The organism is Streptomyces fragilis, from assembly GCF_003112515.1.
In the GTDB taxonomy this organism is placed as follows: domain Bacteria; phylum Actinomycetota; class Actinomycetes; order Streptomycetales; family Streptomycetaceae; genus Streptomyces; species Streptomyces fragilis.
Window position 1 is genome coordinate 496,637 of the sequence record NZ_BEVZ01000005.1, and the last position, 14,434, is coordinate 511,070.

At 74.7% G+C, this 14,434-nt stretch carries 13 protein-coding genes; 8 read left to right on the forward strand and 5 right to left on the reverse strand.

Annotation, left to right across the window (positions count from 1 at the left end; translation table 11 throughout):
- Positions 1 to 444 precede the first annotated feature (444 nt).
- Positions 445 to 1,332 carry a prohibitin family protein gene (locus Sfr03f_RS20605; RefSeq protein ID WP_108955428.1) on the forward strand — a complete coding sequence of 296 codons (888 nt, stop codon included), beginning with the start codon at positions 445 to 447 and terminating at the stop codon, positions 1,330 to 1,332.
- Positions 1,333 to 1,427: 95 nt separating this feature from the next.
- Here Sfr03f_RS20605 and Sfr03f_RS20610 read toward each other — a convergent pair whose 3' ends face one another.
- Entirely contained in the window at positions 1,428 to 1,685 is a 258-nt protein-coding gene (locus Sfr03f_RS20610; protein ID WP_108955429.1) for a Txe/YoeB family addiction module toxin, read from the reverse strand.
- Positions 1,682 to 1,960 carry a type II toxin-antitoxin system Phd/YefM family antitoxin gene (locus tag Sfr03f_RS20615; protein WP_108955430.1) on the reverse strand — a complete coding sequence of 93 codons (279 nt, stop codon included), beginning with the start codon at positions 1,958 to 1,960 and terminating at the stop codon, positions 1,682 to 1,684. Before Sfr03f_RS20615 ends, Sfr03f_RS20610 begins: the two co-directional genes overlap by 4 nt.
- A gap of 348 nt (positions 1,961 to 2,308) precedes the next feature.
- Here Sfr03f_RS20615 and Sfr03f_RS20625 point away from each other — a divergent pair, with 348 nt between their 5' ends.
- Positions 2,309 to 3,094 carry a sulfite exporter TauE/SafE family protein gene (locus tag Sfr03f_RS20625; RefSeq protein WP_108955512.1) on the forward strand — a complete coding sequence of 262 codons (786 nt, stop codon included), beginning with the start codon at positions 2,309 to 2,311 and terminating at the stop codon, positions 3,092 to 3,094.
- Positions 3,095 to 3,158: 64 nt separating this feature from the next.
- On the opposite strand, the gene Sfr03f_RS20630 is transcribed toward Sfr03f_RS20625, so the two are convergent.
- Complete coding sequence (locus tag Sfr03f_RS20630; RefSeq protein ID WP_108955432.1) at positions 3,159 to 4,409, reverse strand: saccharopine dehydrogenase family protein; 1,251 nt, start codon at positions 4,407 to 4,409, stop codon at positions 3,159 to 3,161.
- A 218-nt stretch (positions 4,410 to 4,627) separates the two neighbouring features.
- Here Sfr03f_RS20630 and cutA point away from each other — a divergent pair, with 218 nt between their 5' ends.
- Together cutA and Sfr03f_RS20640 are read left to right on the forward strand one after the other, a co-directional pair.
- Positions 4,628 to 5,008, forward strand: coding sequence for a divalent-cation tolerance protein CutA (cutA, locus tag Sfr03f_RS20635; protein WP_108955433.1), 381 nt, complete (start codon positions 4,628 to 4,630; stop codon positions 5,006 to 5,008).
- A complete protein-coding gene (locus tag Sfr03f_RS20640) occupies positions 5,005 to 5,487 on the forward strand; it encodes a gamma-glutamylcyclotransferase family protein (RefSeq protein WP_108955434.1) in 483 nt (160 codons plus the stop codon). Before cutA ends, Sfr03f_RS20640 begins: the two co-directional genes overlap by 4 nt.
- 37 nt (positions 5,488 to 5,524) lie before the next feature.
- Here the strand turns inward: Sfr03f_RS20640 and Sfr03f_RS20645 are convergent, their stop codons facing one another.
- Both Sfr03f_RS20645 and Sfr03f_RS20650 read right to left on the reverse strand, forming a co-directional pair.
- Positions 5,525 to 7,681 carry a molybdopterin oxidoreductase family protein gene (locus Sfr03f_RS20645; protein ID WP_108955435.1) on the reverse strand — a complete coding sequence of 719 codons (2,157 nt, stop codon included), beginning with the start codon at positions 7,679 to 7,681 and terminating at the stop codon, positions 5,525 to 5,527.
- Between the two features lie 125 nt (positions 7,682 to 7,806).
- Complete coding sequence (locus tag Sfr03f_RS20650; protein WP_108955436.1) at positions 7,807 to 8,547, reverse strand: SanA/YdcF family protein; 741 nt, start codon at positions 8,545 to 8,547, stop codon at positions 7,807 to 7,809.
- A 221-nt stretch (positions 8,548 to 8,768) separates the two neighbouring features.
- Here Sfr03f_RS20650 and Sfr03f_RS20655 point away from each other — a divergent pair, with 221 nt between their 5' ends.
- From Sfr03f_RS20655 to dnaG, 4 genes are all read left to right on the forward strand, one after another.
- Positions 8,769 to 9,515, forward strand: coding sequence for a sirohydrochlorin chelatase (locus Sfr03f_RS20655; protein WP_108955437.1), 747 nt, complete (start codon positions 8,769 to 8,771; stop codon positions 9,513 to 9,515).
- Between the two features lie 44 nt (positions 9,516 to 9,559).
- Positions 9,560 to 10,858 (forward strand): deoxyguanosinetriphosphate triphosphohydrolase, encoded by a 1,299-nt coding sequence (locus Sfr03f_RS20660; RefSeq protein WP_108955438.1) that lies wholly within the window; start codon positions 9,560 to 9,562, stop codon positions 10,856 to 10,858.
- Positions 10,859 to 11,024: 166 nt separating this feature from the next.
- Positions 11,025 to 12,290, forward strand: coding sequence for an NAD(P)/FAD-dependent oxidoreductase (locus Sfr03f_RS20665; RefSeq protein WP_108955439.1), 1,266 nt, complete (start codon positions 11,025 to 11,027; stop codon positions 12,288 to 12,290).
- A gap of 182 nt (positions 12,291 to 12,472) precedes the next feature.
- Positions 12,473 to 14,431, forward strand: a complete 1,959-nt coding sequence (gene dnaG / locus Sfr03f_RS20675; protein ID WP_108955441.1) for a DNA primase — start codon at positions 12,473 to 12,475, stop codon at positions 14,429 to 14,431.
- Positions 14,432 to 14,434 lie beyond the last annotated feature (3 nt).

Below are 14,434 nucleotides of genomic sequence, written 5' to 3' on the forward strand. Positions count from 1 at the left end.
TCCTCCTCGGGCGGCACCGACGGCGGGGCGCCCGGTGCCGATGGTGGTCCGCGCATCTGGGTACCTGTCATGTGGGAGCGCTCCCACGATGATGCGGGGGAGGCATGACCGCGTCAATGGGGCGGACGGGGGCAGTCCTGACCGCCCCGCGCCGCCTGCGGGCGGGCATCCCGGCTGTACCGGAGCCGCCCGGCGGGCGAGGGGTTCCGCGTGCACGGGAGCCGCCCGGCGGGGGAAGTGTTTCGCGTGCACCGGAGCCGCCGGGCGGGCATCCCGCGTGCACCGGAACTGCCCAGCGGGCGAGGCGTTCGCGTTCGCCGGAACCGCCGGGTGGTGGTGCGGCGTCCGCAGGGATGCGACTCGCGCGGGCAGCCCCCGGCGGGACTCGCGGGGCCCGCTCCGACCGGGCGGGCCCGTCACCGGAACAGGGGGCAGGGGGATCGGATGCTCTTTCTCTGCGTGCTGCTGCTCGTCGCGGCGGTCGTGCTGTACCTCGTCGGCCGCGCCCAGGACGGCGGCGGCTGGAAGCTGGGCGCGGCGATCAGCGCCGTGGCCGCCGTGCTGTCCGGGATATTCGCCTGCGTGCACGTGGTGAGCGCCTACGAGGTGGGCGTCCCGGTGACCTTCGGGTCGGTCGGCGAGCCACTGTCCTCCGGCGTCAACCTCTCGTCGCCGTTCACCGACGTCACGACCTTCTCCACCCGCCCCGTGGACCTGAACCTCGACGGCAAGGACCGCGTCGAGGTCCGCTCCGCGGAGGGCGGCGTGCTCTACGCCGACGTCACCGTGAAGTGGGCCGTGGTGCCCAAGGACGCGGTGCGGCTCTACCAGCTCGCGGGCAGCGAGGAAGGGGTGCAGGAGCGGCTGGTCACCCCTGACAGCCGGGAGATCATCCGCAACGTCTTCGCGCAGCACACCAGCGAGGAGGGCTACGCCTCGGCGCGTGAGCAGATCGGCACCGAGATCGCGGACCTCATCAAGAAGCGGCTGTCCCCGCGCGGCATCGACGTCACCGCCGTCAACCTGCGCAACGTCCGGCCCTCGGAGAAGCTGCAGGACCAGATCGACGCCAAGCTGCAGCAGGAACAGGCGACCCAGCGGGCCGAGGAGGCCGCGCGCACCGCGGAGGCGGAGGCCAAGCGCCGGCGGATCGAGGCGAAGGGCATCGCTGACTCCAACAAGATCCTGGAGCGCTCGCTGAGCGACAAGGTGCTGTACAACCAGTGCCTGGAGGCGTTCAAGGAGGCCGCCAAGTCGCACCCGGTGTACGCCTCGCCGTGCGGCGCGGGCTCGGGCGGCTCCCCGGTGATCGTCGACGGGACGAAGAACTAGCCGGGTCGCCGCCTGGCGTGCCTCTCGGGATTCCCGCCGCGCCGCCCCGTGGTGGTGTCGGTACTGCTCGGGGTGGCGCGGCGATCCGGTCGGATTCAGTAGTCGTACCGGGCCTTGATGATGACGAGTTCTTTCGCGTCGGCGCGATAGACGATCCGGTGTTCGTCGTCGATCCGTCGGGACCAGTAACCCGACAGGTCGCCCTTGAGCGGTTCCGGCTTGCCGATCCCCTCGAAGGGCTCTCGGCGGATCTCCTCGATCAGGCGAATCAGTCTGCGGAACAGTTTTTTGTCGGAGGACTGCCAGTAGAGGAAGTCCTCCCAGCCGGACGGGCGGAAGCGGACATCCCTCACTCGTCGTCCTCCGCGAGAGCCAGCAGTTCGTCGGCGCTCTTGGTGATCAGCGGGGTGTCGGCCGCCTTGTCCGCGGCCACGGCCTCCATGAGGCGCTGAGCGTTGGCCGGGGAGCGGAGCAGGTAGACGGTCTCCTGCCAGGAGCGGAAATCGTCGGCGGACATCAGGACGACATCGCCGTGCCGGGAAGAGATCTCCACCGGTTCGTGGTCGTCGTTCACCTGCTGGATCAGCGGGAACAGTCTCGCGCGAGCGTCGCTGGCGGATATGGGCATGAGTGCCTCCTGGTGTGGCCGTACAGGGATACGGTACCACTGGACTCGTACCGGATACCGGTACGGGAGCTGCGTAACAATGGAGGAGAGTTGTGTCGCGGCCCCCAGTGCCGGCCGGCCCCTGGGTCTCCGGGTCGGTCGGAGTTCGACACCGACTCCGTCCGGACTTCCGACCGCCGGGCCTTCCGCGCGGTCCGGCCGCTCGGCGGGCCTTCCGCGCGGTCCGGCCGCTCGGCGGGCACCAGGCGTTCCGGGTGCTGCCCGACGACCTGGGCGTCCGACGCGGCAAGCTCAGAAGCCACTCAAGTCCGTGGACGGTACATCTGTGCCCTCCCTAGGGTGGCGATCATGCCTGACATATCGCTGACCGCCGTCGTCCTGCTCTGCGTCGCCGCGCTGGCGGCCGGATGGATAGACGCCGTGGTCGGCGGCGGTGGGCTCCTGCTGCTGCCCGCTCTGCTGCTCGGCCTCCCGGCCGGCGGCCAAGCCGCGCAGTTCGCGCTGGGGACCAACAAGGCGGTGGCCATCGTCGGCACCACCGGCGCGGCCGTCACGTACGCCCGCCGCACCCCCGTGGACGTCGGCACCGCGGTGAAGATCGGGCTCGCCGCCCTCGCCGGGGCCGGCGGCGGCGCGCTGGTGGCGGCCGCACTCAGCGCCGACGTGCTCAAGCCCGTCGTGATGATGGTGCTGCTGGGCGTCGGCGCCTTCGTCCTCCTGCGGCCGGCGTTCGGCACCGTGCCGTCGGCCGAGCCGGCCTCCCGGCGGCGGGTGCTCGCCGCGATCGGCATCGGCGGCGTCGGCATCGGCTTCTACGACGGCCTGATCGGTCCCGGCACCGGCACCTTCCTGGTGCTGACGCTCACCGCGATCCTCCACCTCGACCTGGTCCGCGCCTCCGCCACCGCGAAGATCGTCAACTGCTGCACCAACGCGGGCGCGCTGGCGATGTTCGCCTGGGCGGGCACCGTCTTCTGGAAGCTGGCCGCGCTGATGGCCGTCTTCAACCTGGCCGGCGGCACCCTCGGCGCCCGCACCGCCCTCAGGCGCGGCAGCGGCTTCGTCCGGGTGGTGCTGCTCACCGTCGTCTTCGCGCTGGTCGTGAAGATGGCCTACGACCAGTGGCTGGCGTAGGGCCCGTCCGGCAGGCCACGCACAACGGGCACGGGGGCGTCGCAGCGGCGGGTGCCCGGAGGGCTCAGGCGTCGAGCCGTTCCGTGGTGATGGTGAAGCCGGCCGCCCGGAGCCGCCCGGTGAGGGCGTCGGCCATGGCGGTGGCCGGGGTGAGGACGCCCGCGGTGGCGGGGAGCCGTCCCCCGTCGAGGGCGAGCGCGAGGCCGCTCTCGCCGAGCATCACCGCCGTGGCCTGGTAGCCGGGGTCTCCCTGGGCGGCGAACACGGCACGGTAGCGGGCCCCGGTGGTGCTGCGGGTGATCGTGGTCATGGTGAAGTGCCCGGCGGCGCGTGCCTGTTCGTCCGGCCCGGTGCCGGGCGCGGGCGCGATGCGGCGCAGCGCCCGCAGACCCGGGCCGCGGGCGACGAGGGGCCCACAGGTCTGGAACGCCGCCAGCGCCACGGCGACGCCCGCCGCCACGGCCGGTGCCGCCGGTGACTTCCCGGTGTACATGACCTCGCGGTAGCGGAAGTCGCGCCCGTAGGCCCAGTCGAGCAGGGCGGCGCTGCGGCGCACGATCTTCGTGTTGTGCGGGGCCATGATGAAGGTGGTGACCCATCCGGACAGGCCGGGGTCGACGGTGCGGGCCCGGCGCAGCGCGTGGTCCCTCTGGGCCCCGAGGTCCGGCTCGCGCCCGCGGTCGGGGCTGAGGGCGTAGGGGTCGGCGAGGACCCGGCCCAGCGCCCGGTCGCCGGCGACCGCCTCCAGCTGGGTGATGCCGGAGTCGACGGTGCCGCCGCTCATGCCGCCCTTGAGGGCCGCCACCAGCGTGGTGTCGGTCATCCGTCCTGCGCCGTCGTCGGCCAGCCTGCGGTGGAGCAGGTAGGCGTTCAGGTCGGAGGGGACCGAGTCGAACCCGCAGGAGTTGACGATCTTCGCGCCGGAGGCGGCGGCGACCTCGTGGAACCGGTCGGCGCACTCGCGCACGAAGAGCGGCTCACCGGTGAGGTCGGCGTAGTGGGTCCCCGCCTTCGCGCAGGCCTCCACCAGCGGCAGACCGTGGCGGGCGTAGGGACCGACCGTGGTCACCAGGGCCCGGGTCCGCTCCGCCATCGCCGCGAGGTCGGCGGGATCGCCCGCGTCCGCGACGACCGTCCGCCACGCGGAGGCGCCGTCGCCGAGCGTCCGCAGCAGGGCGTCCAGCTTCTCCGGCGAACGGCCCGCCAGCGCGATCCGGGTGCCGGCGGGGGCCGCCCGCGCCAGGTACTCGGCGGTGAGCGCCCCCACGAAACCGGTGGCGCCGTACAGCACCAGGTCGAACTCTCGCCCGCTCATGCGCTGTGCTCCGTCTTCTCGCCCGCGGTCGGCCGCGGCGGTGTGGGTGGGGGCCGGTCCACGGAGTTTTCCACGGCACCGCGTTCCCGGACACCCCCGGCGTGGTCGGGGGCGCGACGGCGGGCCGGGCGGGCCGGCCGGCGAACGGGTGAGGGGGTGGTGCGGGACAATGGCGGCGACCGCGGCGAAGCCCGCACCCGCGCGGAGGGACGACGACCATGACCCAGTGGCTGACCGTGCTCACCACCATCGACTCCCCGGAGAAGGCGCAGGCGCTCGCCCGGGGCGCGGTGCGGGAGCGGGTCGCCGCCTGTGCGCAGATCTCCGGGCCGGTGACCTCGGTGTACCGCTGGCAGGGCGTGGTGGAGACGGCCTCGGAGTGGCAGGTGCTGTTCAAGACCACGGCGGCCCGCTACGAGGCGCTGGAGGCGCACCTGCGCGCGGCGCACGACTACGAGACGCCGGAGATCGTCGCCACGCCCGTCGTGCGGGGCGACGCGGCGTACCTGCGCTGGGTCGAGGACGAGACGACGCAGGAGGCGGGCCCGGGAACGGCGACGGCGACGGGGACGGGGACGCGGGACGGGGCGGCCGGATGAGCCCGCGGACCGAGCGGCTTCCGGTCTTCGTCTACGGCACGCTCCGCCCGGGCGGCTTCTACCACCCCTCCTACCTCCTCGGCCGCACCACCGCCGAGGAGCCGGCGACGCTGCGCGGCGCCGTCCTGCACGAAGGGCCGGGCTATCCGTACGCCCTGGAGCAGGACGGCGCGGAGATCGGGGCGGGCACGGACGCCGGGGCGGGCACGGACGTCGACGTGGAGCCCGGAGTCGTCCACGGGGAGCTGATGACCCTCGTCGAGGACGGCTACGAGCGGGTGCTCGACGCGCTGGACCAGCTGGAGGAGTACCGCCCCGGCGACCCCTCCAGCCTCTACCTGCGCGCGGTCCGCGACGTCACCCGCACCCGCGACGGGGAGACGGTGCGCGCCTGGGTCTACCTTGCCGCCCCGCGCCTGGCAGCCCGGCTGCGCGCCGAGGGGCGCGTCATCGCGGGCGGTGACTGGTTCACCCGCTGAGGGGTCGTGGGCAGCGGCCCTCCACCGCCCGCCCCCGTCAGGCGCGCTCCACGCGGACCGCGCAGGTCTTGAACTCCGGCATGCGGGAGACGGGGTCCAGCGCCGGATTGGTGAGGGTGTTGACGCGGCCCTCGCCGTACCAGTGGAACGGCATGAACACCGTGTCCGGCCGGATCGCCCCGGTGACCCGCGCCGGGGCCACCGCACGGCCGCGCCGGGAGACCACGGCGAGACGGTCGCCCTCCACGACGCCCAGCCGCTTTGCCAGCCGCGGGTGCAGCTCGACGAACGGTCCGGGCGCTGCCGCGTTCAGCTCGGCGACGCGGCGGGTCTGCGCGCCCGACTGGTACTGGGAGACCACCCGCCCGGTGGTGAGCAGCAGCGGGTACTCCTCGTCGGGCTCCTCCGCCGAGGCCCGGTGGACGACCGGCACGAAGCGGGCCCGGCCGTCCGGGTGCGCGAACCGGTCGAGGAACAGGCGCGGCGTGCCGGGATGCGGGGCGGAACCGCCGTCACCGCCGTCACCGCTGCCTCTGCCGTCACCGAGCCCGCCGTCACCGTCCCCGCGCCCGCCGTCGATCCGCTCCGGCGCGGGCCAGAAGACGCCGTTCTCCTGCGCCAGCCGCCGGTAGGTGATGCCCGAGTAGTCCGCGAGGCCGCCCGCGCTCGCCCGGCGGAGCTCCTCGAACACCTCCTCGGGAGAGTCGGAGAACCCCTTCTCCACACCCAGTCGGGCGGCCAGCTCCCGCATCACGTACAGGTCGCCGCGCACCCCGGCGGGCGGCGTGAGCGCCTGCCGCCGCAGCAGCACCCTGCCCTCCAGGTTGGTCGTGGTGCCGGTCTCCTCCGCCCACTGGGTCACCGGCAGCACCACGTCGGCCAGCGCGGCCGTCTCGGAGAGCACGACGTCGGCCACGGCGAGGAAGTCCAGCGAGCGGATCCGCTCCTCGACGTGCGCGGCGCGCGGAGCGGAGACGACCGGGTTGGAGCCCATCAGCAGCAGGGTGCGGATGTCGGTGCCGAGGGCGTCCAGGAGCTCGTAGGCGCTGCGGCCGGGACCGGGCAGCGAGTCCGGGTCGACGCCCCAGACCCCCGCCACGTGGCGGCGCGCCTCGGGGTCGTCCAGCTTGCGGTAGCCGGGCAACTGGTCGGCCTTCTGGCCGTGTTCGCGCCCGCCCTGGCCGTTGCCCTGGCCGGTGAGGCAGCCGTAGCCGGAGTACGGGCGGCCGGGGCGGCCGGTGGCCAGGCAGAGGTTGATCCACGCGCCGACCGTGTCGGTCCCCTTGGACTGCTGCTCCGGGCCGCGCGCGGTGAGCACCATCGCCGCCTCGGGTTCGCAGAACATCCGCACCGCCTCGCGCAGTTGCGGCACCGGCACGCCGGTGATCCGCTCCACGTACTCCGGCCAGTGCGCCATCGCCGCGGCCCGGGCCTCCTCCCAGCCGGTGGTCCGCTCCGCGATGTACTCCTCGTCGGTCCGCCCCTCGGCGACCACCAGGTGCAACAGGCCGAGCGCCAGGGCGAGATCGGTGCCCGGGCGGGGCGCGAGGTGCAGGTCGGCCTGCTCGGCGGTGCGGGTGCGGCGCGGGTCGATCACGATCAGCGTGCCGCCGTTGTCGCGCAGTTCGGTGAAGTAGCGCAGCGAGGGCGGCATCGTCTCGGCCGGGTTGGAGCCGACCAGGATCACGCAGCCGGTGCGCGGGACGTCCTCCAGCGGGAACGGCAGTCCGCGGTCCACGCCGAACGCCTTGGTGCCGGCGGCCGCGGCCGAGGACATGCAGAACCGGCCGTTGTAGTCGATCTGCGAGGTGCCGAGCGCCACCCGGGCGAACTTGCCCAGCGTGTACGCCTTCTCGTTGGTGAGCCCGCCGCCGCCGAAGACGCCCACCGCGTCGGCGCCGTGCTCGGCGCGGGTGCGCAGCAGGGCGCCGGCGACCCGGTCGAGGGCCTCCTCCCAGCTCGCCGGCGTCAGCTCGCCGTCGGCGCCGCGCACCAGCGGCTCGGTCAGCCGCGCCGTGCGGTCCAGCACCGCCGGGGCGGTGCGGCCCTTGCCGCACAGCGCGCCCCGGTTCACCGGGAAGTCCGCGCGCTCCAGCACCTGGACGCCGCCCCCCTCGGCGGGGGCCAGGTTCATGCCGCACTGCAGGGCGCAGTAGGGGCAGTGGGTGGGCGTGGACGCGGCGGTGTTCTGCATGGCGACCAGCGTGCGCGGGAGCTGTTACGAGGCCCGTCGCCGCCGGTTACGCGGCCGGGACGGTGACCTCCCGGCCCGCCGTGCCCCGCTGTGAGGCCGGGACCGCGATCTCCTCCCGGCCCGTCTCACTCCGCTGCGAGGGCCTGCTCCACGCCCTTCTCCCGGGGCCCCAGGAAGTGCGGGTCCGGTTCGAACAGGGCGTCCAGGCCGGCCTTGCCCGCCGCGAGGGTCTCCCGCACGACGCCGTAGTACCAGACGGCGTCGTGCCGGTCGCCGGTGGCCGCCACGCCGTAGGAGGCGATGCCCGCCTCCTCGCACAGCGCCACCGCCCGGCGGACGTGGAAGCCCTGGCTGATCAGGACCGCCTCGTCCACGCCGAAGATCCGCTTCGCCCGGGTGCAGGAGTCCCAGGTGTCGAAGCCTGCGTAGTCGCTGACGATCCGGGAGCCGGGCACGCCGCGCTCCACCAGGTAGGCGCGCATCGCGTCCGGCTCGTCGTACTCCTCGCGGCTGTTGTCGCCGGTGACCAGGACGACCCGGACGCGGCCGTCCGCGTAGAGCGCGGCCGCGGTGTCCAGACGGCGCGCCAGATAGGGGGAGGGCTCGCCGTCCCACAGGCCGGCCCCGAACACCACCGCGACGTCCGTGCGCGGCGCCTCGGCGGGGGAGCGGAGGCGGTCGTCCGCCGCCGTCCACACCCACGCGTACGGCAGCAGCGCCAGCGCGCACGCGGCCGCCGCGACCCGCACCGTCCGCCGCCGTCCCACCGTGTCCGGCGGCCACGCCACCCGACCCGCGGCCCGCACACCCCTGAGGCCCTGCCGCCACGTCCTGCGGGCCGCCGCCGCCCACACACCCGCCCGCATCCCCGACCGCACCGACTGCCGCCCCTCCCGTCGCGTTCCCGTTCGCCCCACCGGCCGTTCCTCCCGCCGCGTCCGCGCCCACGTCACCTCCCACGCCCGGGCGCACCGGGCGGTTCCCCCAGCCGCTCACAGCGCGCGCCGCCGCCCTGTGATCGGCGGGAAAACAAGGCGGACGCCGGGCGGCAACCGGGCGGCAACGTGGACGGGGGAGGATCGGTGGCATGTCCGAGACCTCACGCCCCGCCCTCGTGCTCGTGCCGCACGGCAGCCGCGACCCCCGGGCCCTGGCCACCGCGCGGGCCCTGGCCGGCCTGGTGCGCGCGGCCCGGCCCGGCCTCGACGTCCGGCTCGGGCACATCGAGCTCAACGAGCCGCTGCTGGCGGACACCCTCGACGCCCTCGGCGGCAGGCCCGCCGTGCTGGTGCCGCTGCTGCTCGGCCGCGGGCACCACGTCAAGCGCGACATCCCCCGGACCGTCGCGGCGCACGCCACCGGGCCCCTCCGGCTCGCGCCCGCCCTGGGCCCGCACCCGCTGCTGGTGCGCGCCCTGCACCGGCGGCTCGTCGAGGCGGGCTGGCCCCAGGACCCGGGCGCGGTGACCGCCCGGCACGGCGTGGTCCTCGCCGCCTCCGGCTCCCGCGACCCCGACGGGGCCGTGGACACCCGCCGCACCGCCGCCGCGCTGTCCGCCCGGCTGGGCGTGCCGGTGGTCCCCGCCTACGCCTCCGCCGCGCCCTCCGTCGCCGAGGCGGCGGCCGCCCTGGCCGGCGCGGGACGCACCGAGGTGGCCGTCGCCTCCTACTTCACGGCCCCCGGACGCTTCCACACCGAGACCGCCGAGGCCGCCCCCGGCATCGTCGCCGCACCGCTCGGCGCGCACCCCGACGTCGTCCGGCTGGTGCTGCGACGCCACGACGAGGCGGCCGCCGCCGCCGCGCCGGCGCGCCACGCGCTCGCCGCGGCATAGCCGATACGGGGCGGCTGTCGCCCACACCAATTACTGTCGTCGACATGGCAGGCAACGAACCGACCGCCGGATACGACGAGGCAGCCGTCGAGCGCTGGGCCCCGGAACCCGACAAGCGTCCCGGACGCACCGCCTTCCAGCGGGACCGCGCCCGGGTGCTGCACTCCGCCGCGCTGCGCAGGCTCGCCGGCAAGACGCAGGTCGTCACCCCGGGCACCGTCCGTCTCTGGGACGCCAGCCCCCGCACCCGGCTCACCCACTCGCTGGAGTGCGCCCAGGTGGGCCGGGAGCTGGGGGCCGCGCTCGGCTGCGACCCCGACCTGGTGGAGGCCGCGTGCCTCTCCCACGACCTGGGCCACCCGCCGTTCGGGCACAACGGCGAGCAGGTGCTGGACGAGTTCGCCGCCGACTGCGGCGGCTTCGAGGGCAACGCGCAGTCGCTGCGGCTGCTCACCCGCCTGGAACCCAAGCGGTTCGTCACCGACCGCACCACCGGCGAGATGACCAGCGTCGGCCTCAACCTGAGCCGCGCCGCGCTGGACGCCGCCGCCAAGTACCCCTGGGCGCGCGGCGGTCACCCGGCGGGCCCGGCCTTCCGGAAGTTCGGCGTCTACGAGGACGACCGCCGGATCTTCGACTGGGTCCGGGCCGACGCGCCCGCCCGCGACCGGGTCTGCTTCGAGGCGCAGGTGATGGACTGGGCCGACGACGTCGCCTACTCCGTCCACGACGTCGAGGACGGGCTGCACGCCGGTCACATCCAGCCGTCCCGGCTGCACAGCGCCGCCGACCGGCGTGAGATCTTCACGGTGGCGGTGCTGGACGCGCGGTACGTGCCCGCCGACACCGACCCGGAGGAACTGGGCGCGGCCCTGGACCGGCTCCAGGCCCAGGAGTGGTGGCCGCACGGCTACGACGGCAGCGCCGTCGACCAGGCCCGGCTCAAGGACGCCACCAGCCAGCTGATCGGACGGTTCTGCACCGCCGCCGAGACGGCGACCCGCGCCGCCTACGGGGACGGGCGGCTGACCCGGTACAAGGCGCAGCTGGTGGTGCCGCGGACCACCCGGATGGAGTGTGCCGTGCTCAAGGCGGTCGCCGACCTGTACGTGATGCAGCGGGCCGAGCAGGAGCGGCTGCGCGCCGACCAGCGGGTGGTCGTCGCCGAGCTGGCGGAGGCGCTCACGGCGCGGGCGCCGGAAGGGCTGGACCCGCAGTTCGCGGCGCTGTTCGACGCCGCCGCGGACGACCAGGCGCGCAAGCGGGTGATCGTCGACCAGATCGCCTCCCTCACCGACGCCTCGGCCAGGGCCCTGCACGCCCGCCTCACCATGCAGGCCTGACGGCCCGCCCCGGCCGAACGGTCCGCCCCCGCCGAAGGGCGCGGCCCGGCCGAAACGGTGCGTTACCGCCGGGACAAGGACCGCGTGGCCTCTTCGGCAGGTTCTCTTCGGGCACTAGCCTCCGTGCGGGACGCTCATCCGGCATCACCGGAGAAGGAGGCACATCGTGGTCGACGCGGACCAGACGTTCGTCATCGTCGGAGGAGGCCTGGCCGGCGCCAAGGCGGCGGAGACGCTGCGCGCCGAGGGCTTCCGAGGGCGGGTGATACTGATCAGCGACGAACGTGACCACCCGTACGAGCGGCCCCCGTTGTCCAAGGGCTACCTGCTCGGTGCCGCGGACCGCGACAGCGCGCTCGTGCACGAGGCGGCCTGGTACGCCGCCCACGACATCGAGCTGCACCTGGGGCAGACCGTGGACGCGCTCGACACCGCGGGGCGGACCGTGCGGCTCGGGGACGACGGCACGCTCGTCCACTACGACAAGCTGCTGCTGGCCACCGGCGCCGAGCCGCGCCGGCTGGACGTGCCGGGCACCGGCCTGGCGGGCGTCCACCACCTGCGGCGGTTCGCGCACGCCGAGCGGCTCAAGGGCGTGCTGGCCGCGCTCGGCCGCGACAACGGGCACCTGCTGATCGCCGGGGCGGGCTGGATCGGCCTCGAGGTCGCGGCCGCGGGGCGGCACTACGGGGCCGAGGTCACCGTCGTCGAACCCGCGCCCACCCCGCTGCACGGCGTGCTGGGCCCCGAGCTGGGCAACGTCTTCGCCGAGCTGCACCGCGAGCACGGGGTGCGGTTCCAGTTCGGGGCGAAGCTCACCGAGATCGTCGGCCAGGACGGGCTGGTCCTGGCCGCGCGGACCGAGGACGGCGAGGAGCACCCGGCGCACGCCGTGCTCGCCGCGATCGGCGCGGCCCCGCGGACCGCGCTGGCGGAGGCGGCCGGACTGGAGCTGGCGCCCCGCGAGCAGGGCGGGGGCATCGCCGTCGACGCCTCGCTGCGGACCTCCGACCCGCACGTCTTCGCGGCGGGCGACGTCGCCGCCTTCCCGCACCCGCTGTTCGGGGTGCGGCTGCGGGTGGAGCACTGGGCCAACGCCCTCAACGGCGGCCCGGCGGCCGCGCGGGCCATGCTGGGCCAGGAGGTCGTCCACGACCGGGTGCCGTACTTCTTCTCCGACCAGTACGACCTGGGCATGGAGTACTCCGGGTGGGCGCCGCCGGGCGCCTACGACCAGGTGGTCATCCGGGGCGACGCCGGCAAGCGCGAGTTCATCGCGTTCTGGATGAAGGACGGCCGCGTCCTGGCCGGGATGAACGTCAACGTGTGGGACGTCACGCCCGCGATCCAGGACCTGATCCGCGGCGGCGCGACCGTGGACCCGGACGCCCTGTCCGACCCCCGCGTCCCGCTGGACGCGCTCGTCCCCTGACCTGCCCGGGCCCGTGCCCGGCGGGGCCCCGACCCGGCCCGGCGGACCCCCGACCCGGCCCGCCGGGTCCGCCGCCGCGTGCCCTGCCGCCGCGGACCACGCCCGCGCCGCCCCGCGCGGCGCGGGCGGGTCCGGGCGTGCGGTGGAGCCGTGACGTCGGCGCGCGCCCGTACAATTTGCACGTGGCTGGCGGCGGCAGGATCAACGACGAGGACGTGAAGGCGGTACGGGACGCGGTCCCGATCGACTCCGTCGTGTCGGAGTACCTCCAGCTCAAGAACGCCGGCGGCGGCAACCTCAAGGGCCTGTGCCCCTTCCACGACGAGAAGTCGCCGTCCTTCCAGGTCAGCCCGGCCAAGGGCCTCTTCCACTGCTTCGGCTGCCAGGAGGGCGGCGACACCATTACGTTCGTGATGAAGGTCGACCACCTCACCTTCTCCGAGGCCGTGGAGCGCCTGGCCGCCCAGGCGGGCATCACGCTCCGCTACGAGGAGGGCGGCTACAACCCCTCCCACCAGCGTGGCGAGCGCATCCGCCTGATCGAGGCCCACAAGATCGCCGCCCAGTTCTACGCCGAGCAGCTGGCCACCAGCGCCGAGGCGGACACCGGCCGCGCCTTCCTCGCCGAGCGCGGCTTCGACCAGGCCGCCGCCGAGCACTTCAACGTCGGCTACAGCCCCCAGGGCTGGGACCACCTCACCCGCTACCTGCGCGGCAAGGGTTTCAGCGACAAGGAGATCCTCACCTCCGGCCTCGCCCAGGAGGGCCGCCGCGGCCCCATCGACCGCTTCCGCGGCCGCCTGATGTGGCCGATCCGCGACATCGGCGGCGAGGTCGTCGGCTTCGGCGCCCGCAAGCTCTACGAGTCGGACAACGGGCCCAAGTACCTCAACACCCCCGACACCCCGGTCTACCGCAAGTCGCAGGTCCTCTACGGCATCGACCTCGCCAAGAAGGACATCGCCAAGAGCAGCCGGGCCGTGGTCGTCGAGGGCTACACCGACGTCATGGCCTGCCACCTCGCCGGAGTGACCACCGCGATAGCCACCTGCGGCACCGCCTTCGGCGGCGACCACATCAAGATCCTCCGCCGCCTGCTCATGGACAACGGCACCTCGCGGGTGATCTTCACCTTCGACGGCGACTCCGCCGGCCAGAAGGCCGCGCTGCGCGCCTTCGAGGACGACCAGAAGTTCGCCGCCGAGACCTACATCGCCATCGCCCCCGACGGCATGGACCCCTGCGAGCTGCGCCTGGCCAAGGGCGACGACGCCGTCGCCGACCTGGTGCAGCCGCGCACCCCGCTGTTCGAGTTCGCGCTGCGCCAGATCGTGGCCCGCTACGACCTGGACACCCCGGCCGGCCGGGCCGCCGCGCTGGACGAGGCCGCCCCGGTGGTCGCCAAGATCAAGAACGTGGGCGCGCAGCACGAGGTGGCGGTGCAGCTCGCCGGCATGCTCGGCATCCTGGACACCCAGTTCGTGGTGCGCAGGGTCGCCCAGATCGCCCGCTGGGCCCGTGACCGCGGCGGCCGCGGCCCCGCCCCCGAGAACGGCCGCCACCCGCAGGACGGCCCGCGCCACCCGCAGGACGGTCCGGGCGCCGCCCACGCCCACCCCGCCGCGCACGGCTCCCGCGGGCCCTCGGGCCCGCCGCTCAACCTGCGCAACCCGGTGCACGCCACCGAGCGCGAGCTGATCAAGCTCGCCCTGCAGCGGCCCGAGCTGGTCTCCCCGGCCTTCGACGCGTACGGGGTCGACGAGTTCACCGCGCCGCCCTACGCGGCGGTCCGCCAGGCGGTCCTGGACGCGGGCGGCGCCGAGGCCGGCGCCCGGGACCCGCAGGAATACCTGATCCGCGTCCGCGACGCCGCCCCCGACGACACCGTGCGCTCCATGGTCACCGAGCTGGCCGTCGAGGCGATCATGGTGCGGCGCCCGGTGGACGAGAACTACGCGGGCGAGCAGCTGGTCGCCGTCCGCCGCCGTGCGGTCGACCGCCGCATCAGCGAGGTCCAGAGCAGCCTGGCCCGCCTGAGCCACCAGGGCGATCCCGCCCAACTCGCCGCCGTGCAGAACGAGTTGTGGGTGCTGCAGCAGTACGGCCAGGCGTTGCGGGAGCGCGGGGCGGCCGCGCTGTAGGGA